20 protein-coding genes are annotated in these 26,284 nt (G+C 69.4%); 11 read left to right on the top strand and 9 right to left on the bottom strand.

The genetic code is table 11. The features are described from left to right. The first annotated feature begins 300 nt into the window (after positions 1 to 300). Positions 301 to 741: a hypothetical protein gene (locus B0293_RS11375; RefSeq protein ID WP_005153665.1), complete on the top strand. Its 441-nt coding sequence runs from the start codon at positions 301 to 303 to the stop codon at positions 739 to 741. Here the strand turns inward: B0293_RS11375 and B0293_RS11370 are convergent. The 3 genes from B0293_RS11370 to B0293_RS11360 are packed head-to-tail and all read right to left on the bottom strand — an operon-like array spanning position 713 to position 5,444. Next, complete coding sequence (locus B0293_RS11370; protein WP_005153659.1) at positions 713 to 3,619, bottom strand: AfsR/SARP family transcriptional regulator; 2,907 nt, start codon at positions 3,617 to 3,619, stop codon at positions 713 to 715. The two genes, B0293_RS11375 and B0293_RS11370, sit on opposite strands and share 29 nt — an antisense overlap. Beyond that, complete coding sequence (locus tag B0293_RS11365) at positions 3,619 to 4,281, bottom strand: response regulator transcription factor (protein ID WP_039916322.1); 663 nt, start codon at positions 4,279 to 4,281, stop codon at positions 3,619 to 3,621. The genes B0293_RS11370 and B0293_RS11365 overlap by 1 nt, the downstream gene beginning before the upstream one ends. Then, a complete protein-coding gene (locus tag B0293_RS11360; protein WP_005153654.1) occupies positions 4,278 to 5,444 on the bottom strand; it encodes a sensor histidine kinase in 1,167 nt (388 codons plus the stop codon). The genes B0293_RS11365 and B0293_RS11360 overlap by 4 nt, the downstream gene beginning before the upstream one ends. 239 nt (positions 5,445 to 5,683) lie before the next feature. Here B0293_RS11360 and B0293_RS11355 point away from each other — a divergent pair, with 239 nt between their 5' ends. From B0293_RS11355 to B0293_RS11345, 3 genes are read left to right on the top strand one after another with little or no spacing between them, the layout of a single operon-like run. Continuing rightward, positions 5,684 to 6,904 carry an SGNH/GDSL hydrolase family protein gene (locus B0293_RS11355; protein ID WP_039916354.1) on the top strand — a complete coding sequence of 407 codons (1,221 nt, stop codon included), beginning with the start codon at positions 5,684 to 5,686 and terminating at the stop codon, positions 6,902 to 6,904. A 60-nt stretch (positions 6,905 to 6,964) separates the two neighbouring features. After that, positions 6,965 to 8,350, top strand: a complete 1,386-nt coding sequence (locus B0293_RS11350) for an FAD-binding oxidoreductase (RefSeq protein WP_005153649.1) — start codon at positions 6,965 to 6,967, stop codon at positions 8,348 to 8,350. A 24-nt stretch (positions 8,351 to 8,374) separates the two neighbouring features. After that, positions 8,375 to 9,637 (top strand): class I SAM-dependent methyltransferase, encoded by a 1,263-nt coding sequence (locus B0293_RS11345; protein ID WP_005153647.1) that lies wholly within the window; start codon positions 8,375 to 8,377, stop codon positions 9,635 to 9,637. A gap of 2 nt (positions 9,638 to 9,639) precedes the next feature. On the opposite strand, the gene B0293_RS11340 is transcribed toward B0293_RS11345, so the two are convergent. Continuing rightward, complete coding sequence (locus B0293_RS11340; protein ID WP_005153646.1) at positions 9,640 to 11,250, bottom strand: thiamine pyrophosphate-binding protein; 1,611 nt, start codon at positions 11,248 to 11,250, stop codon at positions 9,640 to 9,642. After that, on the bottom strand, positions 11,247 to 12,023 hold the full coding sequence (locus B0293_RS11335; protein WP_005153644.1) for a cyclase family protein: 777 nt from the start codon (positions 12,021 to 12,023) through the stop codon (positions 11,247 to 11,249). Before B0293_RS11335 ends, B0293_RS11340 begins: the two co-directional genes overlap by 4 nt. Before the next feature lie 120 nt (positions 12,024 to 12,143). On the opposite strand from B0293_RS11335, the gene B0293_RS11330 reads away from it, so the two are divergent. The 4 genes from B0293_RS11330 (at position 12,144) to B0293_RS11315 (ending at position 15,195) form a co-directional block, all read left to right on the top strand. Beyond that, complete coding sequence (locus B0293_RS11330) at positions 12,144 to 12,617, top strand: GNAT family N-acetyltransferase (RefSeq protein WP_005153642.1); 474 nt, start codon at positions 12,144 to 12,146, stop codon at positions 12,615 to 12,617. Positions 12,618 to 12,788: 171 nt separating this feature from the next. Beyond that, positions 12,789 to 13,013, top strand: coding sequence for a hypothetical protein (locus B0293_RS11325; RefSeq protein WP_039916319.1), 225 nt, complete (start codon positions 12,789 to 12,791; stop codon positions 13,011 to 13,013). A 276-nt stretch (positions 13,014 to 13,289) separates the two neighbouring features. Next, positions 13,290 to 13,862, top strand: a complete 573-nt coding sequence (locus B0293_RS11320; RefSeq protein ID WP_407640098.1) for an IS30 family transposase — start codon at positions 13,290 to 13,292, stop codon at positions 13,860 to 13,862. Between the two features lie 85 nt (positions 13,863 to 13,947). Further along, positions 13,948 to 15,195 carry an HNH endonuclease signature motif containing protein gene (locus B0293_RS11315; protein WP_005153636.1) on the top strand — a complete coding sequence of 416 codons (1,248 nt, stop codon included), beginning with the start codon at positions 13,948 to 13,950 and terminating at the stop codon, positions 15,193 to 15,195. 53 nt (positions 15,196 to 15,248) lie between these two features. On the opposite strand, the gene B0293_RS11310 is transcribed toward B0293_RS11315, so the two are convergent. From B0293_RS11310 to B0293_RS11300, 3 genes are all read right to left on the bottom strand, one after another. Beyond that, positions 15,249 to 16,601, bottom strand: coding sequence for a deoxyguanosinetriphosphate triphosphohydrolase family protein (locus B0293_RS11310; protein ID WP_063936625.1), 1,353 nt, complete (start codon positions 16,599 to 16,601; stop codon positions 15,249 to 15,251). Positions 16,602 to 16,727: 126 nt separating this feature from the next. Then, a complete protein-coding gene (locus B0293_RS11305; RefSeq protein ID WP_005153632.1) occupies positions 16,728 to 17,591 on the bottom strand; it encodes a sigma-70 family RNA polymerase sigma factor in 864 nt (287 codons plus the stop codon). 34 nt (positions 17,592 to 17,625) lie between these two features. Continuing rightward, complete coding sequence (locus tag B0293_RS11300; protein ID WP_005153631.1) at positions 17,626 to 18,540, bottom strand: glycoside hydrolase family 16 protein; 915 nt, start codon at positions 18,538 to 18,540, stop codon at positions 17,626 to 17,628. 121 nt (positions 18,541 to 18,661) lie between these two features. Between B0293_RS11300 and B0293_RS11295 the strand changes: the two genes are divergently transcribed. The 3 genes from B0293_RS11295 to B0293_RS11285 are packed head-to-tail and all read left to right on the top strand — an operon-like array spanning position 18,662 to position 23,113. Continuing rightward, the gene (locus B0293_RS11295) at positions 18,662 to 19,372 is read left to right on the top strand and encodes a GntR family transcriptional regulator (protein ID WP_005153629.1); all 711 of its coding nucleotides are present in this window, start codon (positions 18,662 to 18,664) and stop codon (positions 19,370 to 19,372) included. Positions 19,373 to 19,424: 52 nt separating this feature from the next. Continuing rightward, positions 19,425 to 22,820 carry a TM0106 family RecB-like putative nuclease gene (locus B0293_RS11290; RefSeq protein WP_005153627.1) on the top strand — a complete coding sequence of 1,132 codons (3,396 nt, stop codon included), beginning with the start codon at positions 19,425 to 19,427 and terminating at the stop codon, positions 22,818 to 22,820. Continuing rightward, on the top strand, positions 22,817 to 23,113 hold the full coding sequence (locus tag B0293_RS11285; RefSeq protein ID WP_005153616.1) for a hypothetical protein: 297 nt from the start codon (positions 22,817 to 22,819) through the stop codon (positions 23,111 to 23,113). The genes B0293_RS11290 and B0293_RS11285 overlap by 4 nt, the downstream gene beginning before the upstream one ends. Position 23,114: 1 nt before the next feature. Here B0293_RS11285 and B0293_RS11280 read toward each other — a convergent pair whose 3' ends face one another. Beyond that, positions 23,115 to 26,198, bottom strand: coding sequence for a BTAD domain-containing putative transcriptional regulator (locus B0293_RS11280; protein ID WP_005153615.1), 3,084 nt, complete (start codon positions 26,196 to 26,198; stop codon positions 23,115 to 23,117). Between the last annotated feature and the right edge of the window lie 86 nt (positions 26,199 to 26,284).

The raw sequence follows: 26,284 nt of genomic DNA, 5'->3' as shown, positions 1-26,284 counted from the left end.
TGAAGGTAGCGAAGGAGGCCTTCACCCCCTGCCGACTACATGAAGGCCCCCATCCTTGCGCTAAACGCAGTGAAGGAGGCCTTCATTTACCGCATGTAGGCAGGCCAGGCGGCGACGAGCGGTGGGGCGAGTTGGTCGTGAGTGGCGATTCGGGTTAGAACCCGAATCGCCACTCACGATCCGCCCGACCCAGCGCGTTCCGGCACCGCCGGGTCCGTTTCATCGGGATTTCATGGCTCCGACCTACGGTTCCCGGCACGGATCCGCACCGGCGGACCGGAAATCCCCGAGGAGACGTGCATGAGCCCGGCCGGCCGGACCCCGTACAACATGGTGACGCCCAGGGACGACGCGCCGAGTCCCGGGGAACGGGACGGGGCGGTCGGACCGGGGTGGAGCTGGGCCGCGTTCTTCACCCCGTGGGAGGACGGCCGCCCGGCGCCCAAGTACCGGTGGACGCTGTTCGACACGGCCGCCCACGCCGTCGAAGACCTCCGTCGCTGCCTTGACGACGGCAGTGTCGGCAGGCGCGGTGCCCTCTGCTCGTCCGTGCTCCGCAAGCGCGGCGCGCCCAGGGAGCTGGTGCTCTGCGACGCCGCGGAGTGGGCGTACGTCGTCCACGAAGTCCGCACCGGGACGCACCTCGCCGACGCCGCCGACGCCTACTTCGCGCGCTGGCGCCGGGATATGACGGGACACCGCTTCACGATCATCAACGCCGGCGTGCCGACTGTCTGGTGAGGTCCAGGCCTTCCAGGGCGAGGGTGCGCTGCAGGGGATCACCGTCGGGTCCGAGGGTGGTGAGCACCCATTCGAAATGCTCCCGCGCGGCCATCGGTTCGCCCGCGGCGAGATGGGTGCGGCCGAGCCGGTTGCGGATCTCGGACTCCATCCCGACGATGGTCTCCTCGGTGACCGCCGTGAGCGCCCGCCGCTGGAGTTCGAACGCCGCGCCGAGATTGCCGAGTTCCAGTTCCGCGGCGCCGAGCCTGGCCAGGCCGGTCGCGATCAGCAGACCGTCCGTGGTCTCCTCCGCGAGCTCGACGGACCGCCGGAGGTCCAGCGCGGCCTCGGCGAACCTGCCGATCTCGAGCCGGACGGTGCCGCTGTGGCACAGCACCCTCGCCAGCATCCCGGGACTGCCGATCTCCTCGCTCAGCTCGCGGGCGCGGCCGAGGTGGGCGAGCGCGTCCTCGTGTTCGCCCCGCAGGTAGGCGAGATAGCCGAGCGCGGACATCGCCCGTTCGGCGATCCACCTGTCCCCGACCTCCTCCGCCATGGCTATCACCCGCTCCATGCCGGGGATCGCGCGTTCGTGATGCCCTTCGATCAGGTCCGCCATGGTGAGCCCGCCCAGCGCCCGCGCCTCCACCCCGCGGTCGCCGGAGGCCTGGCCCGCCCGGAGCGCGTCGTCGAACCAACCTCTCGCCCGGTCCAGCTGCCCTTGCATGGCGTAGGCGTAGCCGAGGCAGAACCGCAGCGACGAGATCAGGCGTTCGTCCTCGGCCCGTTCGGCCAGCGGCAGCGCGACCTGGAGAGCCGTCCGGCATTCGTGGTACCGCTGCTGACGTGCGAGATAGTCGACCAGCCCCTCGGCGATCGAGCACGCGAGATCGTCCAGCCCGGCTTCGGCCGCCTGGGTGACCACGTCGGGCAGGTCACCGGCGGCGTCCAGCCAGGCGGAAGCATCACGTTGCCCGGTGAACAGCCCTCGCCCGGTCTCGACCGGGAACCGCGCGACGCCCCATTCGCTCGCCTGACGGGCGGCACTGACGTACAGCCCGTACACCCGTTCCCGCGCCGCCTCGACGACGTCCTCGGGCATGTCCCCGGCGAGCCGTCTGGCGTAGACCGCCACCAGATCGTGCAGCCGGTAGCGGCCGCTCGCCGGTTCCTGGACGAGGCTCGCGTCGACGAGACTTTCCAGCCGTCGCTCGGCTTCGGCGGGCGAACAGGCCAGCAGGGCGGCGACCGAGAGGTTGTCGAATTCGGGCGTCGGCGACAGGCCAAGCACGCTGAATGCGTCCTGCTCGGCGGGCCGCAGCTGCTCGTACGAAAGGCGCAGCGCCACCTCGACACTGCGATCCTCGGCGGTCAGTTCGCCGAGCCGCCGCTCGTCGTCCGACATCCGGTCCACCAGATCCTTAAACGTCCACATCGGACGGTTCTGCAACCGGGCGCCCGCGATCCGCAGCGCGAGCGGCAGCCGCCCGCACAGCCCGGCGAGCGCGCGGACGGCGAACCGTTCACCCTCGGCCCTCGGCGCGCCCACGATCCGGCCGAGCAGGCGTTCCGCCTCTTCGAGGCCCAGCGCGCCAAGGGAAACGCGACGGTCGGCGTCCAAACCGGACAGACGACGGCGGCTGGTCACCAGCACGCGGCTGCCCGGCCCGGACGGCAGCAGCGGCCGCACCTGCCCGGCGGACTCGGCGTTGTCCAGCACCAGCAGCAACCGCAGGTTCGCGGTCGCCGCCCGCCACGACGCGGCCAGTTCGTCGAGATCGTCCGGCATCACACCGTCTTCCACCCCGACCGCGCGCAGCAACCGCCGCAACGCGCGCTCCGGTGTCACCGGCTCACGGCCTTCGGTGTAGCCGTGCAGATCCACGAACAACGCACCGTCCGGATAGGACTCACGGAGCCGATGCGCCGCACGCACCGCGAGCGTGGTCTTCCCGGCACCGGGAACGCCGTCGACGGCGTCGACCGAGACCGCCTCCGGATCGCCTTCCTCGACGAGCACCGCGAGTTCCCGGTCCCGGCCGACGAGCTCACCACTGGTGGCGGGCAGCTCGTTCCGGATCCGGCGCGGTGTCTCCCGGCGCTGCGTGACGCCGAGCTGCGCGTCGTCCCCGCGCAGCACCGCTTCCTGTACCTGCCGCAGTTCCTCGCCCGGCTCGACGCCGAGTTGGTCGATCAGCCGCTCGCGAACCTCGGTGAACACCTCCAGCGCCTCCGCCTGGCGCCCGCCGCCGTAGAGCGCGCGCATCAGCAACGCCGCCAGCGGCTCGCTCGGCGGATCGGCCGCCACCAGCGCCGAAAGCTCGCCGATCACCTCGTCGAACCGGCCGAGTTTCAGCTGGGCCCGCAGTTTTCGGCTCAGCAACAGCAGCCTGCGCTCCTCCAGCCGTCGCCGCTCGCCCTGGACGAACGCGCCGGGCAGGCCTGTCAGCGGCTCGCCGTGGAACAGCCGGAGCGCGTCGGCGAAGGTGTTCACCGCGGCGACGAGATCTCCCGCGTCCTCGGCGGCCGACGCGACGTCCGCGACCTCTTCCAGCCTCGCCACGTCCAGCCGCACCCCGCCGCTGGCGAACCGGTAGCCACCGCGGTCGGACACGATCACCGAGTCACGGGGCTTCTCCCCGGAGGTGTCCAGGCATTGCCGAAGCCGCCGGACGTACACCGGCAGCACATTCGACTCCGGCGGCTTCTCCCAAAGCCCGTCGGTGAGTTCGTAATGGCTGACGGTCACGTCCGGGCGCAGCAGCAGCGCGGCCAGCACGGCCTGCTGCCGGACCGGACCGAGGTCCAGCCGTTTCTCCCCGTGCCAGGCCCGCAACGGGCCGAGCACCTCGAACCGAAGGCGCGCCTCGGACACGATCCCCCCATCGTCGATCATCAGCCCGGCACCACGATCCCGTTGTCGAACGCGTAGACGATCGCCGCCGCCCTGTCCCGCAGCTGGAGTTTGGTGAAGATCCGGCCGATATGGCTTTTCACGGTCACCTCCGAGATGACGAGTGCCGCGGCGATCTCGGCGTTGGTCAGTCCGCGGCCGATCGCGCGGAGCACGTCCTGTTCCCTGGGTGTCAGCAGTTCGGGTGAACGTCCGCCGCTGCCATTCCCGGCGGCCTGCCGGTAGGCGGCGAGCACCCGGCCGGTGACCCCCGGGTCGAGCCAGGCGTCGCCCCCGGCGACCGCCCGCACGGCGCGGATCAGGTCTTCGGCGGGGGAATCCTTGAGGACGTAGCCCGCCGCACCCGCCCGCAACGCGTCGGCCAGCAGGTTGTCGTCGTCGAAAGTGGTCAGCGCGAGCACCGGCGGATGGCCGGACGACCGCCGCAGCCGCCTGGTCGCCTCGACCCCGCCGACGTTCTTCATCCGCAGGTCCATCACGATGACGTCGACCTCGTGCGCGGCCAGCGCGGCGGGCACTTCCGACCCGTCGCCGCATTCCCCCGCGATGACGAATCCGTCGCGGCGCCGCAGGATGCGCCGCAGCCCGGAGCGGACCAGCTCCTGATCGTCGACCAGCAGCACCTGGATCTCGGTGGCGGTCATGACTTGGCCCCCGGCACGGTGACCTGCACGATCCACTGCCTTCCTTGGGGCCCGGCGCTGAGATCGGCACCGAGCTGCGCCGCACGGACGGCCATCCCGGCCAGTCCCGAGCCGTCCTCGGCCGTGCCCCGGGCGGTGCCGGCGAGGGTGTTGCTGACGATGAGCTTCACGTCCGACCGGCCGGCGTTCAGCCGGACCTCCGCGTTCGCGCCGGGGGCGTGTTTGACGACGTTGACCAGTGATTCCTGCACGATCCGGTAGAGACCCAATCCTTCCGAGGCGCCTACCCGGCCGAGGTCGCCTTCCTGTGTATAGCGCACCGCCAGTCCGGCGACCCGCGTGCGTTCCACCAGCGTCTCGATGTCCTCGACCCCCGGTAGCGGCGCGCTGCCCGACGGGGTGTCGGCGAGCAGGCCGACCGTGCGGCGGATGTCGGCCATCGCGGCGCGTCCCACCTGCTCGGCCTCGGTGAGCGCTTCGATCGCCTCGTCGACGTCGCGGTCCTGCTGCAGCGCGCGCCGCGCGCCGGTCAGGTGCAGCAAAGTGATGCTGAGCGAATGACCGACGACGTCGTGCACCTCACGCGCGATCCGCTGACGTTCGGCGAGCAGGGCCTTGTCGCGGGAGGCGTCACGGTTGTCGCGTTCGGCGTCCAGCACCCTGGTGTACCAGCGGACCATGAGCCCGCCGCTGAGGCCGAGCAGGATCGCGACCATGTACACGGGCCCGCCGATCAGCCCACCCCAGATCCCCGCCACGACCAGGACCAGTTCACCCGCGACGGTGACGATCGCGATCCCCCACGTCGTCCGCAGGACACTGCCCGCTTCGGTGGCCGCGACCAGGAGCAGCAACGGCGCGAAGTCCGGGAGGACCGGCTCGATGAGCAGGACCGACGTGGCGGTGATCAGCGCCGTCATCCGCACCCACGGCATGATCCAGTCGGTGGCCACCCAGATCACCGACGGCGCGATCACGATCAGCCCGGCGAGCGCGATCGGCTCGGGCGGCAGCAGGGCGTCGCGCTGCACCAGCGCCACCGCGGTGAACATGAAGCTCACCGCGCTGGCGCACAACGCTCCCCACCAGGGCAGGCTCAGTCCGGCCCGGGTGAGGCTGACCTGTACCCGTGCCCGGAACCGGTCCCGCAAGCTCTTCAGCACGCCTTAAGACTAGGAACTGCCGGGAGGCGCGTCATCGTGCGGCGGACGGCACCCGTCTCCGCCCACGGTAGGAGGCCCGCCCGATACCGGCAGCGGAAATCCCGAGGAACCGAGACGCGCTCTTCATGGCATTCAGCCTAAGCGCCCCCACCGACAGAAACCTGTCCTGTCGTGCGCATTGACCATCTGTCGGTGATTCACTGACGATGAGTGGAGCCGACTGGGTGGAGGCGGAACACATGCGCGTGAAGCAACTCGCGGTGGCGGGGATCCTGCTGCTGGGCGTCGTCCCCGGAGTCGCCGCGGCGGCCCCGGCGCACCAGGCTCAAGTGGAGAGCACGGCCGCGAACGGCTGGGTGGGAACCTGGTCGGCGGCGCCCGCGGCCGGGGTGGCCGGGACCGAGAACGGTTATCCGAACTTCTCGATCCGCAACATCGTGCACACCAGCGCCGGCGGGTACGAGGTGCGCGTGCGACTGTCGAACGCCTTCGGCCGGACGCCGGTCCTGTTCGGCAAGGTGACCGTCGCGGTCGCCGCCGGCCCGGACACGCCGCAGGCGGTCCCCGGCACGATGCGCACGCTGACCTTCGGCGGCGACCGTGAGGTCACCGTGCCGCCGGGCGCCGACATCCTCAGCGACGGCACGGCACTGAGCGTGCCGAGGGACGGCGACCTCCTGGTGACCACGTACACGCCGACACCGTCCGGTCCCGTCACCTACCACCCGCTGGCCATGCAGAACTCGTACTTCACCCGGAACGGCGACAAGGCGGCCGACGAATCCGCGGCGGCGTTCCCGGAGAAGACCGCGGTCTGGCACTACGTGTCCGGAGTGGACGTCCGCGGCGCGGGCCTGCAGGGCAGTGTCGTGGCGATCGGCGACTCGATCACCGACGGCGCGAACTCGACCTGGGGCGCGAACCTGCGCTGGCCCGATCAGCTCGCCGACAAGATCAGCGCGCGCATGGGCGTGCTGAACGCCGGGATCAGCGGGAACCGGCTGCTGCTCGACGGCGGCAACTACGGGGTCAACGCGCTGGCCCGGCTCGACCGGGACGTGCTGAGCCAGTCCGGCGCGCGGACGGCGATCGTGTTCGAGGGCATCAACGACATCCAGCAGACGCCGCACCAGGCCGATCCGAACAAGATCATCTCGGCGCTGAAGCAGATCGCCGGACGGGCGCACGATCGCGGTCTGCGGGTGCTCGGCGCGACGATCACCCCGTGGAAGGGCTGGGGTTCGTACACGCCCCAGCTCGAAGAGACCCGGCAGGCGGTCAACCGGTTCATCCGCACCAGCAGGCTTTTCGACGGCTACATCGACTTCGACGCGGTGATCCGCGATCCCGCCGACCCGCAGCGGATGAAACCGGAGTACGACTCCGGCGATCACCTCCACCCGGGCGACAAGGGTTTCACCGTCATGGCGAACGCCGTCCCGCTGCAGCGTCTCAGGTAGAAAAATCAAGGGCTGCGCCAGGCGGTTCCGTGGGGCACGATGAGCTGATGGCGATCAGGAATGGCTAGCGGCGACAGCGGGATCCGGGAGACGGCGCGGCTGGTCCGGTTCGCCGAACACGAATCGCGCGCGGAGACACTCAGGGCTCAGCTCGCGGATCTCCACGGGACGATCCGGCTCGCGAAGCGGACGTCGAACCTGTTCCGGGCCCGGACGGCGACCAGCACACCTGGTCTGGACGTCTCGGGATTCACACACGTGCTCGACGTCGATCCCTTGGCGCGCACGGCCGACGTCGAGGGCATGGTCACCTACGAGCGACTGGTGGACGCGACCCTGCCCCACGGGTTGATGCCGATGGTCGTGCCGCAGCTCAAGACGATCACGCTCGGCGGCGCGGTCACCGGCCTCGGCATCGAGTCGTCGTCCTTCCGCAACGGCCTCGTGCACGAGTCGGTGCTGGAGATGGAATTGCTCACCGGCGACGGCCGGATCGTCGTCGCGCGGCCGGACAACGAACACAGCGACCTGTTCCACGGCTTCCCGAACTCGTACGGGACGCTCGGCTACGCGCTGCGGCTGAAGATCGAGCTGGAGCCGGTCAAACCGTACGTGCGGCTCGACCACGTCAGGTACGACGACACCGCGGAGTACTTCGCGGCACTCGGCGAGGCCTGCCGGAACGGGTCGGCCGATTTCGTGGACGGAACGGTCTTCGGGCCGGGCGAGCAGTACCTGACGCTGGGCACGTTCACCTCGTCGGCGCCCTCGACCAGCGACTACACCTGGCTCGACATCTACTACAAGTCGATCCGCGAACGCGAGACCGACCATCTCGGCGTCCGGGACTACCTATGGCGCTGGGACACGGACTGGTTCTGGTGTTCACGCGCGTTCGGCGTCCAGAGCAGGCTCCCCCGGCTCCTGCTGGGCAGGAAACTGCTGCGGTCGTCGGTCTACTGGAAGCTGGTGGCGCTGGACCGCCGGTTCGGGATCGCCGCGAAGCTCCTCAAGCTGCGCGGGCTCCCTCCCGAAGAGACCGTCGTGCAGGACATCGAGGTGCCGCTGTCGCGGGCCGCGGAGTTCCTGGACTTCTTCCGCCGGGAGATCCCGATCAGCCCGGTGTGGATCTGTCCGTTGATGCAGCGGCCGGGCGGGGTGAACTCGCCGCTGTACGAAATGGACCCCGAAACGCTGTACGTCAACTTCGGCTTCTGGTCCGCGGTCCCGCTGGACCCGGGCGAGGCCCCGGATACGCACAATCGGCTGATCGAGGCCGAAGTGACGCGACTCGGCGGGCGGAAGTCGCTGTACTCCGACAGTTTCTATACGGAAGAAGAGTTCTGGCGGCTGTACAACGGCGACGCCTACCGGAAACTGAAGACGGCCTACGACCCGGACGGCCGACTCCTCGACCTGTACGCGAAATGCGTGCGGCGGCGGTGACCCGGGCGGGGAAGAGAGACGAACATGGCTGAGACGACGACCGTCGGGAAGATCTTCGAGCGGTTGCTCGGCCCGAGTGCCGAAGTGTCCATCACCGCCTACGACGGCAGCACGAGCGGCCCGGCGGACGCGCCGGTGTCGATCCAGGTGCGGTCACCGCTGGCGCTGACTTACCTGATGTCATCCCCGGGCGACCTGGGACTCGCCCGCGCTTACGTCGCGGGCGCGCTGGACGTGGACGGTGATCTCTACTCGGCGTTGCGCGCCCTCGTGGCCCAGGTCGATCAGCTCAGCGCCGCGGACCGGGTGTGGCTGCTGCGCAAACTCGGCCCCACGCACCTGCGCCGGGTCGCCCCGCCCGCCGAGGAACTGCCGAACAGGCTCAAGCGCACCGTCGACGGTTTGCGGCATTCGAAAGCGCGGGACAGCAACGCGATCTCGAACCATTACGACGTCTCGAACCGGTTCTACGAACTGGTGCTCGGCCCGTCGATGGCCTACACCTGTGCCGCGTACCCGTCCGCCGAGTCCTCGTTGGAGGAGGCACAGGCGCACAAATTCGACCTGGTGTGCCGGAAGCTCGGCCTGCGGCCCGGGATGCGGTTGCTGGACGTCGGCTGCGGCTGGGGTGGGATGGTGAAGCACGCCGTCTCGCACTACGGCGTCGAAGCGCTGGGTGTCACCCTTTCGCGCGAGCAGGCCCAGTGGGCACAGAAGGACATCGTGACCAAGGGTCTCGCGGACCGCGCCGAAGTGCGGCACCTCGACTACCGCGACGTCACCGAAACGGACTTCGACGCGGTGTCGTCGATCGGACTCACCGAGCACATCGGCGCGCGGAACCTGCCGTCGTACTTCCGTTTCCTCGCCGGGAAACTGAAGCCGTACGGGCGCTTGCTGAACCACTGCATCACCAACCCGGACACCTCGGTGGCGCACCGTTCGCGCGGGTTCATCGACCGGTACGTCTTCCCCGACGGCGAACTGGAATCCGTCGGCGAGATCGCCACCGCGATGCACGACAGCGGCCTGGAAGTGCGGCACTCGGAGAACCTCCGCGAGCACTACGCCACCACCCTCGGCGCGTGGTGCGCCAACCTCGACGCGAACTGGGACGAGGCCGTCGCCGAAGCGGGCGCCGGGCGGAGCCGGGTCTGGGCGCTGTACATGGCCGCGTGCCGTCTGGCCTTCGAACGGCGGGAGATCGAACTGCACCAGGTGCTCGGGGTGAAGGTCGGCCCGGACGGTGACGCGGGCATGCCGCTACGGCCGGACTGGGGCGTTTAGGTTTAGTGGCGAAAGGCTTCGGCGAGCCACCACGAGCCGCCGTCGTCGGCGATCTTGGCGTCGACGACGAGCGGCGCGTCCCGTGGCCCGCCGAGCCATTCCGTGACGGCGGCCAGATCCTCGACCGACCGCACGGTGACGCCATCGCAGCCGAACCCGCGGCCGATCGCGGCGACGTCGGTGTCGGGGAACCGGACGGTCGTCATGTCGGCGTCACCGAAGTGGTGGATCTCGGCGCCGTACGCGGCGTCGTTGTAGACGATGACGACTAGCGGGATCCGCAGTCTTACGGCGGTTTCCAGCTCGGAAACCGCCATGTGGAAACCGCCGTCACCGACGCCGAGCACCGGCAGCCGCTCCGGCCGCGCCAGCGCCGCGCCGATCGCCGTCCCGAGACCGAGGCCGATGCTCTGGAACGCCTGCGTGAAGCAGAAACCGTTCTCGTCCGGGACGGACAGATACGCGCTCGGGTAGCCCATGAAGTTGCCGGAGTCGATCGAGAGCACGCGTTCGGCGGGCAGGATCTCGTCGAGACGTCGGCTGAGCGTGCGCGGATCGATCCTTCCGCCGCCGGATAGATCGTTATACGGGACGTCGTTCCACCGTGTGCTCGTGACGGCTTCGCGGCTCGCGTGGTGGCCGCGCCTGCCGAGTTCTGCGTGGACGTCTCTCGCGGTGCTGGTGACGTCGCCGACAACACCGAGGGCGATCGGCCGGTGCGCGCCGAGCGCGGCCTGGTCGACGTCGACCTGGACCAGCCGGGCGTCCGGGCCGAGGAGCTTGCCGTGCCGGGTGGTCCACATGTTCAGCGCGCAGCCCCAGCCGATCACGAGGTCGGCGTTCTCGATGAGGTCCGCGGCTCGTGGTGACGAAAAGCCGCCCGAGATCCCGAGTGAGAAGGGGTCGTCGTGGAAGAGTCCGTGTGCCACCGCCGAGGTCGCCAGCAGCGCGCCGGAGACCTCCGCGAGTTCCTTGAGAGGTGCGGCGCTCCCCCGCGCGCCGCGGCCGGCGATGAACACCGGCCGCCGCGCCTCGGCGAGGAGGTCGGCCAGTTTCGCGACCGCCTCGACGTCCGGCCTGATCGGCGCCGGACCGGGGATCTCCGGCACCAGGACCGCTTCGGGCGCTTCCTGCGCTTGGACGTCGAGCGGGAGGTTGAGGAAGACGGTCCGGCGTTGCTGCACGGCCGTCCGGTACGCGCGGACGGTGTCGGCGACCGCGATGGGCGCGCCGTGGACGCGCTCCGGCACGGCGCCGACGGCGGTCGCGAGCGCGTCCTGCCCGATCCGGAAGTTCGACAGCACCGACGACGCCGCGGTGTCCCCGGTCAGGACGATCATCGGGGTCCGACTCTTGGCCGCCTCGGTGATACCGGTGAGCGCGTTGGTCAGCCCGCAGCCTTGGTGGACGCTCAGCACCGAGACGCGGCCGCTCATCCGCGCGTACGCGTCGGCCATGCTCGCCGCGCCGCCCTCGTGCCGCGCGGCGACGAACCGCACCCCGCCCGCGCGCAATCCGTTGGTGGCCTCGAAGTTGCCGCTGCCCACCACCCCGAACGCGGCGCCCACGCCGAGTTCCGCCAGCGTGCGGCCGGCCAGCTCAGCGACGTTCATGCCCGCTCGACCAGCGCGTAGACCCGGGCAGGGCTGCCGGAACCGCCGACGATCGGCAGCGGGCTGACGACCAGCAAGGCCCCGGTGGGCGGCAGGCTCGCGAGGTTCCGCAGCTGGGTCAGTCCGTGTTTTCCGGCGCCCAGAAGGAGTTCGTGGCACGGGAAGGCCGGTTCGAGGGCCAGGGCCTGTCCCGCGTCGGTGCCCACGGTCTCCACCCCGAACCCGGTGATCGGTGCCTCCTCCGCGAGCCAGCGAGCGCACTCCGCCGAGACACCCGGCGTATGCGGACCGTTCTCGTCGTTGTTGAGGAAGGCCTCCTGGTCGTGCGACCGGGCGTCCCAGCCCGTGCGGTAAAGCAGCCAACCACCGTCGGGCAGCGAGCCGTTCTCACGCTCCCAGTCGCGGATGTCTTCCACGGACAGCAGGAAGTCCGGGTCCTCGGCGGCGCGGGCAGACGCGTCGAGCACCACGGCCGGGGCGACCAGCGTGCGCAACGGCACCTCGGAGACGTCGTGGCCGTCCTTGCCCGACACCCAGTGCACGGGGACGTCGAGATGGGTCCCGGTGTGCTCGCCGGTGTGGATGTTGTTCCAGTACCAGCGCGGCCCGCGTTCGTCGTACCGGCTGATCTCCTCCAGGCCGAACGGGATCGTGTTCGCGAACGGCTCCGGCAACTGGAGGATCGGCGTGCTCTCGCTCAACGGGGCGGTGAGGTCGACGACCTCGATCGCGCCGGTGGTGAGCGCGGTGTTCAGCTGGGCCAACAACGACATGCGTGCCTCCCGGGTGTGACTGGCGTCTCGGCCACCTTAGGCCTGTTCACGGGGGTGGCGGAATTGTCGGATGTCGCTGATATGTTGCGCCGCGACTCAGCTGAAGAGAGGAGAACATCGGTGGCAGAGGTGGCGCTGCGATTGGTCGAGGACTCCGATCTCGACGCCCTGTTCGAACAGATGCGTGACCCCGAGTCGGTCCGGATGGCCGCGTTCATCGCCAGGGATCCCAACGATCGTGAAGCGTTCGACGCACATGTGGCGAAGTTGAGGTCTTCGCCGGACATCATCCTGCGCGCGGTGACCGGCGACGGGCGTTTTCTTGGCACCGTGGGCAGTTTCGTCGTTGAGGGCGACGCTGAAACAGCCTACTGGATCGACCGTTCGGCCTGGGGGCAAGGAATCGCCAGCCAGGCACTCGCGCTGTTGCTCGACATCATCGAGGTCCGGCCCTTGTATGCCCGCGCTGCCAGCGACAACCTCGGATCGCTTCGGGTCCTGGAGAAAGCGGGCTTCACGGTCATCGGGACCGATACCGGCTACGCGTTGGCGCGGGATGCCGAGATCGAGGAAACCGTCCTGCGTCTCGGCTAGTTCCTCTCGGCCGAAGATCATCTTTGGACAGTTCCCGCTGTCTTTAAGGGCAGACTCATGGCGGCGATGCAGTGGGCTCGGGCAGTGTGGTTTCCGTATCCAGGGTTCGTATCTGACAGATGTCTGGGTACAGGACACGGCCGGATCACCACGAAATTCAAGGAGAGTGAGATGTCCATGGTTCGTCGGATCACCTCAGCAGGCGTGCTTGTCGCGGCGGTGGTCGGCGCCGTCCTGTCACTGGCCGGAGTAGCCAAGTTGGAGACCGGCTGGCCGAGTGGTCACTCGGCCGCGGCGAGCAGCGCTCCTGACGGCATCGCCTACACCCCAGTCGAAAGCGGCCGGCCCGTCGCCTCACTGAATCCCGAAACCGACTATCCCGCACCCGAAAGCTGAAACCCGCCTGCCGGTCAAGAAAGAACACTCGTCGACCGTCCACATGGGACCTCGGGCTGACTCAAACCTGCCGAAGTCTTCAACAAACTCCCGCCAGACTCAGGTGGCGAACTGCCCTGAACCCGCCCAAGCTTGGAGTCAAACGGTCAGGGCGCCACCAGTATTGGCCACTGAAGGCCGAGCGGCGTGCGGTCCAGCAGAGGGAACGTCCGAACCACGTCGATTCTTGATTGATCCTCGTCTGGGGGCCGAAGTTGCACGGGGGCTTGCAAAGAGATGGTCGCCGCGGCAAATCGCGCGGCGTCCCCGATCCCGGGCATCGGTGATCCGGGGCAAGATCAAGGACATGGTGCTGATCAGCGAACGCCCGCCGAGGCTGACGACCGATCGGTGCCAGGCTTCCGGGAAGGCGGCCTCATCATCGGCAAAGATGGCGCTTCGCAGATCGCGACACTGGTAGAACGACAAACCCACTACGTCATATTGGTGCGAATTCCCTATGATCGCACCGCTGAACGCGTGGCACGCCTCTTGGCCAGGAAAATGAACACTCTTCCCGACTTGTTCAAGAACAGCATAACCTGGGACCAAGGTGGCGAAATGGACCGACACGCCGAGTTCACGATCGCCACGAACATGCCAGCCTACTTCTGCGACCCACACGCGCCATGGCAACGTGACAGCAACGGGAACACCAACGGCCTGCTTCGGCAATACCTCCCCAAAGGCACCGACCTCTCCAGTCACAGCCAAGCAGAACTCGACGCCATCGCCGACGAGCTAAACGACCGCCCACGCGAAACTCTCGGTTGGCTCAAACCCGCCGAAGTCTTCAACAAGTTTTGCTAGACCCAGGTGGCGCACTGACCACTTGAACCCGCCCAGAATACTTTTCATATTCGCACGTTTGTTCGATTGTTGGTATTCTTGAGTCGTGTCCAGTCAACGAATCCTCGAACCGCCGCGCGAGCTGTGGCGTGCCGGTGCGCGCGAGCTCGCGCACGGCGTGGTCGAGCGAATGTCGTTGGCACGGCAGGCGTTGGCCGAGGTCGGGCAGTTCCTGGTCGAGATCGAGTCCCGGGGCCCGATGGAGCTGTTCGGGCACGGATCGACCGCGGGCTGGTTCGCCGAAACCGCCCGGATCAGCCCCAAAGAAGCCAGTGCCACCGTGGCTCGGGCGAACGCGTTGAACGAGGGCCGGAACCTGGACGGCACCCCCGCACCCGCCTTCGCCCCCATCGCGGGGGCCGCCGCGGCCGAGGGCGACCTCGGCCACCAACAGCTGGATCCGATCCTGGCGGTCCTGAAGAAGATCCCGGACGAGGCGACCGCCGAGGACCGGTCCGGGGCGGAACAGATCCTGGTCACCCTCGCCCGCAACGCCGGCCCACACCAGATCGGCAAGATCGGCGCGGAACTGCTGGCCCACCTCGACCCCGACGGCAACGAACCCCAAGACGACGACCTCCCACCACCCTCACGCGAGGTCCACCTCCGCAAACGCGACGACGGCTGGTGGCGACTCAACGGCCTCCTCGACCCCGAATTCGGCGCCCGCGCGAACGCCCTGTTCGAAACCTGGGGACAACGAAGACCCATCGACGAGGACGGCAACCGCGACCCCCGCACCCCCGGCGAACGCCACGGTGACGCGTTGTTCGACGCGATCCACTACGCCATGACCAACGACAAAGCACCGACCCTCTCCGGAGACCGCACCACCATCGTCGTCACCATCCCGCTGACCACCCTCACCACGGGACTCGGGTCCGCCTGCGTCGATGAAGTCACCCAGATCACCGCACGCCACGCCCGCATGCTCGCCTGCGACGCCAAAATCATCCCCGCCGTCCTCGGCTCCGACAGCGAACCCCTCGACATCGGCCGCGGCGCCCGCACAGTCACCCCCGCACAACGACGCGCCCTGAACCTCCGCGACCACGGCTGCGCTTTCCCCGGCTGCCACCGGAAACCCAAACACTGCGAAGCCCACCACATACTTCCGTGGGGCGAACTCGGCGACACCGACCTCACCAACCTGTGCCTGCTCTGCCGCTACCACCACATGGTCATCCACGGACAATCCGGCTGGAAAGTCCGCATGGCCGCCGATGGCAGACCTGAGTTCGTCCCGCCGCAGTACCTGGACCCGCTACAACACCCCCGCCGCAACCACCGCTGAACCCGAGAAGCCCGCCACCACCACCGGCGACGGGCCTCTCGGCATGCCCACGTTCAGTTGAACCAGGTCCCGAACATCGAACTCTCCGACCGCCCCTCCAGCCGCTTGCCGAGATCGACGGCCTGCGCCTCGGTGAGCAGGCAGATGTAGTCGGTGACAGCCCGAGCGCACCGCGCCTCCTTGTTCTTCTCGAAGGTTCCCTTAGCCTCGTCGTCGCGCTTGGTGCCTTGGTAGATCGCGCGGAGTTGGATGGGGATCTTCGGACTGTTTGGCGCCTTCTCCATGCACAGGAGCAACCTGTCGAACAACGAACCGATGATCCGCTTCTGTCCTTCCTGCTGGATGGCCAGCGGCGGTCTGTCGATCACGTAGAACCACGTAAGTTCCTTCAGCGCGGCGACCCGGTACTGGGCGTCCTGGTCGACCTCCACGTAGGGAGGTTCATCGAGAAGCCGGACCGCGTCCACAAGTCTTGTGAGATGACTGCTGGTGATCTTGTTCATCCGGACCCGGTTCCCGCGTGTCTCCCAGAACTGCGACTCAAGGCTCCTGCCGAACTCCTTGACGATGACGTCGATCTGCTCTTGGAAGAGATACTCGTTGAATCCTTTGAGCTTCTTCAGGCGGCGAACACCGTGCTCGAATATTCGCTCCTTGTCGACCTTCAAGTGGTGCAGCGGGATCAAACCTGCCCGGAAGTAGTCCTCGAGGTCATGCGTCGCGTAGCTGATGTCATCGGCCCAATCCATCAAGACCGCGTTCGCGGATCTCCGTTCGCCTTGACTGGACCTTCTTGCCCACTCGAAGTCCTTCCGTTCCGTCTGATAGGCACCCCACTTGTCGCCATAGCCACGATCTGTCCACAGCGCGATGGACTTGGCCGAATCACGCGGCTTGAGGCGCGGATACTTGAGGATCGCGTTCAGTGTCGCCTGGGTGAGGTTGAGACCCGCGTGCTCCATCTTGCGCCGGGCGAGTTTCGTCACCACCCGAAAGGACTGCGCGTTTCCCTCGAAGCCTTCCAAACCGTCGATCTGGACCAAACGCTGGTCAAGGACCTCTTCGGCGATGTGACCGAACGGCGGATGCCCGATGTCGTGCACGAGTCCCGCCGTCTCGACGACGTCCTCGTTCAGATCCGATCCATCGGGAAAGCCCGCATCACCACCTTGACTGCGCAGATGTTGCACGAGTCTTCGGCCCATCTGCGCGACTTTCAGGCTGTGCGTGAGCCGGTTGTGCAGCACCAACTGCTCATTGACCGCGGCGACCTGCGCCACCCCTGCCAGCCTCCGAAAGGCAGATGAATAGAGCACTCGGTCGCGGTCGCGCTGATACGCGTCCCGATAAGTCTTCTCTTCCGGAACTTCGTGGCGCCGTTCCTCTCCGAACGTCCCCTCCGACATGGTCGCCTCCTCGTCGTAGCTCCAAGAGCCTTGAAAAGGAGGCGGAGAACGGCCGGAAACCGTTAACGTCCATATCGGAGGGGCCGTGTCATCGGTACTGGTTCGCGACCGAACCGCAACCCGGGGTCAGTCCAAAATCACCAGGTCCAGACCCCGCAACCGGTCCTGGTCCGCGATGACGTCGATCTCGGTGATCCGCCCGTCCTCGAGCGTGAACGCGAGCACCACCGAAGGCCGGCCTTCGTCGGCCATCACGAGGCCGACGCCGCCGTTCACGAGCGCGAGCTGCGTGACGGCCGCCCGCACCGAAGCTGCCGCCGCACCGCGCGCCACCATGCTGGCGCCCCGCAGGAAGACCGGCGCGTGCGAGGGGCCCGCCGCCTTGTCGGCGCGGAGGACGACGTCGGGGTGCAGAAGTTCCAGGAGCGCTTCGAAGTCCCCGGTGCGGGCCGCGGCCAGGTAGGCGTCGACGACTTGGCGCCGTCGCGCGAGATCCGGTTCCGCGGCGGCGGATCGGCCTTGGACGCGGCGCCGGGCACGGCTCGCGAGTTGCCGCGCGGCCGCCGGGGTGCGGTCGATCAGCGGGGCGATCTCGTCGAACGGCACGGCGAACATGTCGTGCAGGACGAACGCGAGCCGCTCGGCGGGGGCCAGTGTCTCCAGGACCACCAGCATCGCGAGCCCGACCGAGTCGGCGAGCACCGCGTCGGCGGCGGGATCGGCCGAGGAGTCGGCGGGCTCGGAGAACGCGGCGTCGAGCGGTTCCTCCTGCCGGTGGTCACGCGAGCGCAGCACGTTGAGACACACTCGCGCCACCACCGTCGTGAGCCAGCCGCCGAGATTCTCGATCTCCGAAGCATCGGTCCGGTTGAGCCTCAGCCACGTGTCCTGGACGGCGTCCTCGGCCTCGCTGGCGGAGCCCAGCATCCGGTACGCCACCGCCCGCAGCCTGGTCCGATGCTCCTCGAACCGTTCCGTCAGCCGATCCACCGCACTCCTCGCTCCCGCAGAACCCCGCTCACATTTAACAGCCACCCAGATCGTCGGTGAACCGCACGCCCGACGAGCGGTAAGCGGCGGCCCGGTCGGCCGCCGCCTGCGGCGTGAGGACCTCGTTCTTCGCGTAGTAGACCCAGTCCACCTGTTCGAGGTAGGTGCTCGTGCCGCCGGAGTGCTGGGTGAGGTCGATGAACCACTGGTTCACGTTCAGGGACATGTCCTGCCGCGGGTACACGTCGAACGGCCCGCCTCGGTCGTGGTCTGCCACCAGCGCGCCGTCGATGTAGTACCGGACGTGGCCGTCGGACACGGTCGCGGCGACGGAGTGCCAGCCGTCGATACTGCGACGCTGGCTGTCGCTCTTGTTTTCGGCGTACCACGGGTCCGGCGTGTAGGTGTGCCAGCTGGTCTGGAAGTTGACCGGCCCTGTCTCGCCCCAGCCGCCGTTGGGCAGGTACTCGGAGAAGTCCAGCTCGCTGTAGATCGGGTCGTTGTCGTAGCGGAGCGGACTGATGGTGAAGAACGTCTGGTTGATCCTGTCGCCGTCCGGGCCGGACGCCGGCGCGTCGGAGAAGCGGATCCGCGCCGCGTAGGTCCCTTCGAAGAACCGCCGGTCGGGCTGCATGATCTCGGTCTGCGTCGTGCCCGCGGGCGTGCCGTCGGTGGTGGAGGCGAGTTGCAGCACCTTGTCCCCGTCGGACGTCGGGAACGTGATGCCTTCCGGAGCCCATCGCGCGCCGCCGACGCCGGGACCGCCTGCCCCGGAGCGCACCTGCCAGCCGTGCTGGGCAAGGAGACCGTCGGCGTGCGAGGTGTAGTGGAAATCGTCGAACAACGCCCCGCAGGCGCCCGCCCCGGTCGCGGTTCCCGGCGCCATCCCGAGTGCGACCACCGACAAGGCGGCGACGGCTACGAAGCGAAACTTCCCCGGTGCGGACATCGCTGTCTCCTTTACCACTGGTCAGTTTCCACCAAGGTCTCCTCCCGAACTGGTAAAGTCAATAGGTCTAGACAACTTGTCCACCAGCCAATTCCCGACGACCACTGGGTAGGCTGCGGCCATGCGGCGAACAGAGGTCAAGGAACGGCTGCGCCAGCTCATCGAGCGGCGGCTGCCGGGCGAGGTCTTGCCTTCGGAACGCGCGCTGAGCACCGAAATCGGCGTCTCGCGCCCCACCTTGCGGGCCGCGATCGACGAGCTGGAGCGAGACGGTCTCGTGGTCCGCGAGCACGGCCGGGGCACGTTCACCGCGCCGCGCAAGATCTCCCAGGACCTCGTGCCCGCCACCGGCGGCGAGCAGTACGCCCCGCCCGCCGAGGGCCACTGGACCAGCCGGGTGATCGACTTCGCCACCACACCGGCGGGCGCCCGGCTCGGCAAGCGGCTCGAAGTCTCCCCCGGTCACCAACTGGTCGCCGTCACGCGTGTCCGCGTCGTCGAGGAGGCGCCGATGGCGATCGAGCGGATCCTGGTCCCCCGGGATCTCGTACCGGACATCACGGCCGCGGGCTTCGAGTCCGGGTCGTTCTACGAGCTGCTCCGCACCCGGTACGAGGTCGTTCCCGCGACGGCCGTGCAGGTCATCGAACCGACCGTGACCGGCACCGACGAATCCGGCCTGCTCGGTGTCCCGCTGCACTCCCCCGCGCTGCTGTTCGAGCGCACCACCCGCGACGCGGAGGGCCGCGTGATCGAGTACACCCGCTCGATCTACCGGGGCGACCGCTACCGGATCACCTCGCACCTCAAGTTCGACCACACCTCCGGCTGACTCCGGCGTGCCGGGGCCGCCCGCCGGAGCGTCCATGTAAGACTGCCGGGCGATGTACACCCCGTCCGATCTCGCCGACCTGCTCGAATGCGAGCACCGCAGCCTCCTGAACCAGGCGCTGGCCGCCGACCTCCCGGGAGCGCCGCGGCCGGGCTCCGGGCCGGATCAGCTGGCGGTCACGTACGGGCGAGCGCACGAGGCCGCGACACTGGACAAGCTGCGCGGCGAGCGGAGCGCCGTCGTCGAGATCGACGAACGCGATCCGGTCGTCGCCGCGAAAGCCACCGAAGAGGCACTGCGCGCCGGGGCCCCGGTGATCTACCAGGCGGTCTTCCACGACGGCGAGTTCTCCGGCCGCGCGGACTTCCTGATGCGGGACGACGAAGGCCGCTACGAGGTCTACGACACGAAGCTGGCCAGGCACGCGAAGCCCGCCGCCGTGGTCCAGCTGACCGCGTACGCCGACGCCCTGCGCCGGGCGGGCTGGCCCGCCGGTCCGCAGATGCATCTGCTACTGGGTGATCACAGCACTCGCTCGTTCCGCGTCGACGACTTCCTCCCGCTGGTGGACCGGCTCCGCGCCCGGCTCCGGCATCGGCCGCCGACCCTGCCGGTCCCGATCTGGGCCGACGAGCGCCCCGCCTGTGGCGGCTGCTCCTTCTCCTCGCACTGCGCGAGCGCCCGCGAAGCCGACCGCGATCTTTCGCTGGTCGCGGGCATGCGCGGTGACCAGCGGCGCAAGCTCGTCGCTGCGGGCCTCGGCACCATCGACGCGCTCGCGGCCGCCGCGCCGGAAGACCGGCCGCGCGACATCTCGACGACGTCGTTCACCACGCTGCGCGCCCAGGCCGCGATCCAGGTCCGGCAGGACGACACCGGGCAGATCGCCTACGAGATCATCGATCCGGACGCGCTGGCCGAACTGCCGCCGCCCGCGCCCGGCGACGTCTTCTTCGACATGGAAGGCGACCCGTACGCGCTGGCGGGCGAAGGGCTCGAATACCTCTTCGGCGCGGTGACGGACGAAGGCAGCACGAAGTTCACGCCGTTCTGGGCTCACAACCGGTCTCAGGAGAAGCGTGCCTTCGAGGAGTTCGTCGACTTCGCCACCGCGAGGCTCACCGAACATCCCGGCTCGCACGTCTATCACTACGCCCCGTACGAGGTCACCGCGATCAAGCGGCTCGCCGCCGTGCACGGGACCCGCGAAGACGCCGTCGACCACCTGCTGCGCAGCGGCGGCCTGGTGGACCTGTATTCGGTGGTGCGCAAGGCACTCCGGGTCTCGCAGCGGTCGTACTCCATCAAGTACCTCGAACCGCTCTACATGCCCGAAGCCCGCGACGGCGACGTCAAGACGGCGGTTTCGAGCATCGAGGCCTACGAGGAGTACCTGACGCTCACCGCCTCCGGCGAGACCGAGCACGCGGCCGAGGTGCTGCGCGGGATCAGCGACTACAACGAGTACGACTGCGTCTCCACGCTGCGGCTGTTCGAATTCCTCCACAAGATCCGTGTGAAGGAGGGGATCGCGCTCGCCGAGCCGCCCGAAGAGTCCGATGTGGACGCTCTGCTCCGCCAGACCGAAGAGGACGTCGCCGCCCAGAAACGCGCCGAACGCGCGGCGCAGCTGGCCGCGCTGGTCGATCCGCTGCTGGACGGGCTGCCCGACGATCCGGCCGAGTTCACCGGCGAGGACCGCGCCCGCGCGCTGCTGGCCGCGTCCGTCGGCTACCACCGCCGCGAGACGAATCCGGCCTGGTGGGAGTACTTCCGCCAGCTCGCCGCCCCGCTCGGCGACCTGGAGACCGACAACGCCTGCACCGTCCCGGTGACCATGGAGGCCGGGGAGTGGGTGCCGCCGTCGGGCCGGGTCCGCAAGGCGAAGCGCACGCTGAGCCTCCGCTGCGATCCGGACCGCCCGCATCCCTTCGCCCCCGGCGACGACGTCCGGCTCCGGTACGGGGCGGCCGCGCGGGACGCCAAGGTCGTCTCGGCCACCGCCGTCGAACTGACCCTCGAAGAGAGCTGCCCGCCCGACGAGACCACCGCCGACCGGCCGGTCGCGGTGCTGCCCGGCAGCCCGGTCCGGCCCTCCCCCAAGGACGACGCGGTCGCGGATCTCGCCCGGCTCGTCGTCGACGCGCTACCGGTGCTGCCCGCCCATCCCGGCGTCGACCTGCTCCGACGCACGACGCCCCGGCTGCGCGACGACCGGACGCTGCCCGCACCCGGGACGGATCTGGTGAGCACGGTGATCGAGGCCGTCGAGGCGCTCGACGGTTCCGCGCTCGCCGTCCAGGGCCCGCCGGGCGCGGGCAAGACCTACCTGGCGGGCAGGTTGATCGCGAAGCTCGTGCGCGCGGGCAAGACGATCGCCGTCACCTCGACCAGCCACAAGGCCGTGGAGAACGTGCTGTCCGCCGCGCTGAAGAACGCGCCGGATCTGCCGTGCGCCAAACGCGCCAAGCGGACCCCGGATCCGGCCGCGCCCTGGGAGCAGCCGAAGACCAATCCCGCGCTGGTGAAATGGCGCGAGGAGCACGACACCGGCCATCTGGTCGGCGGGACCGCGTGGACGTTCGCGAACGCCGCGATCCGCGAAGAGCCGTTCGACCTGCTGATCATCGACGAGGCGGGCCAGTTCGCCCTCGCCGACGCGCTCGCGGTGTCGACGTGCGCCAAGAACCTCCTGCTGCTGGGTGATCCGCAGCAGTTGCCGCAGGTCGTGCAGGGCACGCATCCGGCGGGTGCCGAGGCCTCCGCGCTCGGGCACCTGATCGGCGAGGCCGACATCATCCCGGCGGAACTCGGCTACTTCCTCGACGAGACCCGCAGGATGCACCCGGCCGTCTGCGCACCGGTCTCGCGGCTGTCCTACGCGGGCCGTCTGCACTCGCATCCCTCGGCGGCCGAGCGGTCGATCGGCGGTGTCGAGGCCGGCCTGTACCTCGCCGAGGTCGACCACCACGGCAACACGACACGGTCGGTCGAGGAGGCCGAGGCGGTCACGGCCCTGGTGGCCGATCTCCACGGGCGGGCCTGGACCGATCACGGCGATCCCCGGCCGCTCGGCGACGAGGACATCCTGGTCGTGGCGCCGTACAACTTGCAGGCCCGGGTCGTGGCGCGGGCCCTCGACCAGGCCGGGTATCCCGGCGTGCGAGTGGGCACCGTGGACCGGTTCCAGGGGCAGGAGGCGCCGGTGGTGATCACCACCATGACCTCGTCGTCGGCGGTCGATCTGCCGCGCGGCCTGGACTTCCTGCTTTCCCGCAACCGGCTGAACGTGGCGCTTTCGCGGGCGCAGGCGCTCGCGATCGTGGTCTGTTCGCCCCGGCTGGTCGAGGCCGACATCCGCACGGTCGACCAGATGCGGCTGGTTTCGGGCATGCTCGGGTTGATGACCGAAGCCGTGCCGTGGCACGCAGGACGGAGTGGACGATGACCGACAACAGCCCGGACAAGAAGCCGGAGATCCTCGACGCCGAGATCGTCGAGGACACCCCCACCCCACCGGTCGAGGTCCCGGAGCCGGATTACAGCGAGTCCGGCGTGCCGTCGTTCGATCACGTGCGGGACCGGATCGAGCAGCGGTACACGACGTCGATCGGCTCGACCGAGCTCGCGGGTCTCGGCGGCAAGGAGGACGTGGCCTCGCTCGACAAGAAGATCGCCGACCGCGACAAGGCCGCCAAGGACAAGCTGGCCGAGATCCGCCGCGCGATGCGGGAGCAGTGAGCTAACCCCAATGCGGTGATCCGGCCTTCACCGCGATGGCTCGCGCCGTCCGGTGGTGTTCGGCGGCCGCTTCCCGCAGGTCGAGGGCGGTGGCCAGCTCACCGAGGTAGTACGCGACCGGCCTGAGAGTCAGCATCCCGCTCCCGGCACCGGCGATCTCGTCGGCGGCGGGAAGAAGGTCGGCGTACAGGCGTTCCATGGTCGCGCGGTCTCCGAGTTCGATCGCGACGACGGCGTGCAGGCAGGTGCGGGCTTCGTACAGCAGGTCCCGGGGCGAGTCCGGGATCGGGAGGACCGGGCGGCACCAGCTTTCGTAAGCGCCGTAACTGCTTTCGCACGCTTCGGGCGGCAAGCCTCGCTGGAGCCGGTCACAGAACAGGGCGAGCGCGAGGATCCCGTCGTCCACTCCGGACATGGCCGTTCCGGCGAGTCCCGCCGCCGCGGCGCGATAGGCTGCTTCCCCGCCGTCGCCGGTCATCGCGGCCCGCATCGCGCGATACCACCGGGTGAACACGCCGACGAGCGGGAGGCCGTACTTCTCCGCGATTTCGTCCGCGGCTGCGGCGTGCCGGTCCGCGGCCTCGAAATCCGCGAGCGCGCTCTTCGCCTGCACGAGCACGAGGTGCCCGAGCACCTCGAAGGTCACCAGCCGGTGCCGCGCGGCGAGATCGACCAGTTCCGCGCCGATCGCGGCCCGCCGGGGCGCGAGCCCCGCCCGGTCGAAGGACTGCAAGAACCGCGCGTTGAGCGCGAACGCCAGCAACGCCGGATCGTCGAGCCGCCGGGCGAGTTCCTCCGCTTCCCTTGCCGCCTCGCGAGCCCGTCGCCCGCCCGCGTTCCGCAGTTCGACGGCGAGGGTGGCCAGCAGACGGCACCGCTCGGTCTCCCGTTCGGCGGGCAACGCGGTGAGGGTCCGCTCGACGGCGTCCGCGATGCGCGAGGCCAGTTCCGTGTCGTCGCTCTGTGTCCAGACGGCGGGGACGTCGAAGGCGCCGATCACGCGCGCGGTCAGCAGCGGATCGTCGAGCTTTTCCGCCAGTTCCAGCGCTTCGGCCCGATGCCGCCGGGACCGGCCGAGACCGCCGGCCACGGCCGACGCACGGGCCTTGCCCATGATCAGTTCCAGCCGCTTCTCCGGGTCGGAGGCGCCGGACCGGTCGTACGCGGTGAGCGCGGCGGCCCAGAGTCTCGCCGCCTCCGTCTGGGCGAAACGGCTTTCCGCCCGTTCCGCGGCCGCCTGGGCGTACCGCGCCGCGCGCTCGAAGTGCCCTTCGGACAGGAGGAAATGGTGCGCCAAGGCATCGACGTCGTCCGGGCGAAGATCTTCCAGCGCTTCGGCGATCTTGCCGTGTTCGCGGGCACGCCGCGAACGGGAGAGGTCGTGGTAGAGCGTGTCTCGCACGAGGGCATGGGCGAACCGGAATCGATGCGGCGCCCTTTCGATCAAGAATCCTTGCCGGACAACGATTTCCATCGCGTCAAGCGCGGTTTCACCCGCCAAGGCTTCAAGGATGTCCAGGTCGACGTCCGTCCCGAGCACCGAGGCCCGCCGCACCACACCGCGAGCCTCGTCCGGTAGCGCCTCCACCCGGTGCCGGACGACGTCGCGGACTCCCGGCGGGACGGCGTCCAGCGCGCCCGGGCCCTCAGCGGCCAGCAGGCGGGCGAGTTCGCGGACGAAGAAGGCGTTCCCGCCACTGCGCCGATGGATCACCGCGGCGGTCTCCGGACCGATCTCCGCCCCGGTCGTGACCCGGACCAGGCCGGCGACCTCGGTCTCCGGCAAGCCGCCGAGATAGAGCCGCGCCGGCTCGGCTCGCGCGGCCCGGCCGAGGAAGTCCGTCAAGCGGCCGGGCGGATCGGTGCCTCGATAGGTCGCGACGATCAGCACCGGCTCGGCCAGCACTGCGGTCAGCAACGCCAGCGTCTCCTCGCCCGCCCAGTGCAGATCGTCGAGGACGAGCAGCATCGGCGCGGCGCCCGCCAGATAGGACGCGACCGCCCGATGCCATCGCCAGCGCGCGGACACGGGATCTTCGGTGCCCTGGTCCGCCGTCGGTGCGGCGCCGTACCCGGCGTCGGCGAGCGTGGCCAGGATCCGGTTCCACGCGTGGGCGGGCGGCGCGCCCTCGTCGTCGGGATTGCTTCCCCAGGCCGTGGTCCACCCTCGGGCCGCGAGGCGGGCGGAGAACGCCTCGGCGAGCGCGGTTTTCCCCACCCCGGCGTCACCGGAGACGAGCACGAGCCGTGACCCGGTCGCGGCTTCTTCGAGCCTCGCCAGCTCCACGTCGCGCCCGACCAGCGGCCGCTCGACGATCTTCGGCGCGGACGGCTTCAACCGGGGCGCTTGCGCCAGGATGTCGGCTTCGAGATCGCGGAGACCGGCGCCGGGGTCGAGGCCGAGTTCGTCGGCGAGCCGTTCGCGCGCGGCGCGCAGGACCGTGAGCGCGTCACCTTGCCGCCCCGATCGGTAGAGCGCGAGCGCCAGCAGCCGGGAACCGTTTTCCCGCAACGGGAATTCGCGCACCCGAGGCTCCAGCTCGGGGATCACCTCGGCGGCCCGCCCGAGCGAGAGGAGGGCTTCGGCGCGGAGTTCCCCGGCCAGCAGCCGGAGTTCGGTCAAGCGGGAGACCTCGCCGCGCGCCCAGCCCTCCTCGGCGAACTCGGCGTACGCGGGACCGCGCCACAGCGCGAGCGCGGTGTCCACTTGCGACAGTGCGGCGTCCGCCCGGCGGGTGTCGAGCAATTCGCGAGCCGCGGCGACGGCGGCCTCGAGGTCCCAGGCGTCGACGGAGTCCGCGCGCAGGGCGTAACCCCGGGCGACCGTGACGAGCAACCGCGCGGGCTCGCGGGGCGCGCGGTCCGGCTCCAGCGCGCGGCGCAGGGCCCCGACGAACGTCTGGACGGCGCCGACAGCACCCTCGGGCGGCCGCTCCCACAGGTCGTCGACCAGGCGTTCCACCGGGACGACCCGGCCGCGGGCGATCAGCAGCCTGGCCAGCACCGCCCGGTGCCGCGGGCCCTTGAGCCCGACGTCGCCCCGCTTGTCCTCGGCCACGAGCGGGCCGAGCACCCCGAACCGCATCGCCACCTCCTTCACCGACGGTGATCATCGTGCCCCGGCCGCTCGTTCGTCGCTGACCGGGTGCTGATTCGCGCCGGGGACGCTGG

Origin of the sequence: Amycolatopsis azurea DSM 43854, from assembly GCF_001995215.1 — a bacterium.
GTDB lineage: Bacteria > Actinomycetota > Actinomycetes > Mycobacteriales > Pseudonocardiaceae > Amycolatopsis > Amycolatopsis azurea.
This window is presented reverse-complemented; position numbering and strand designations above follow the sequence as displayed.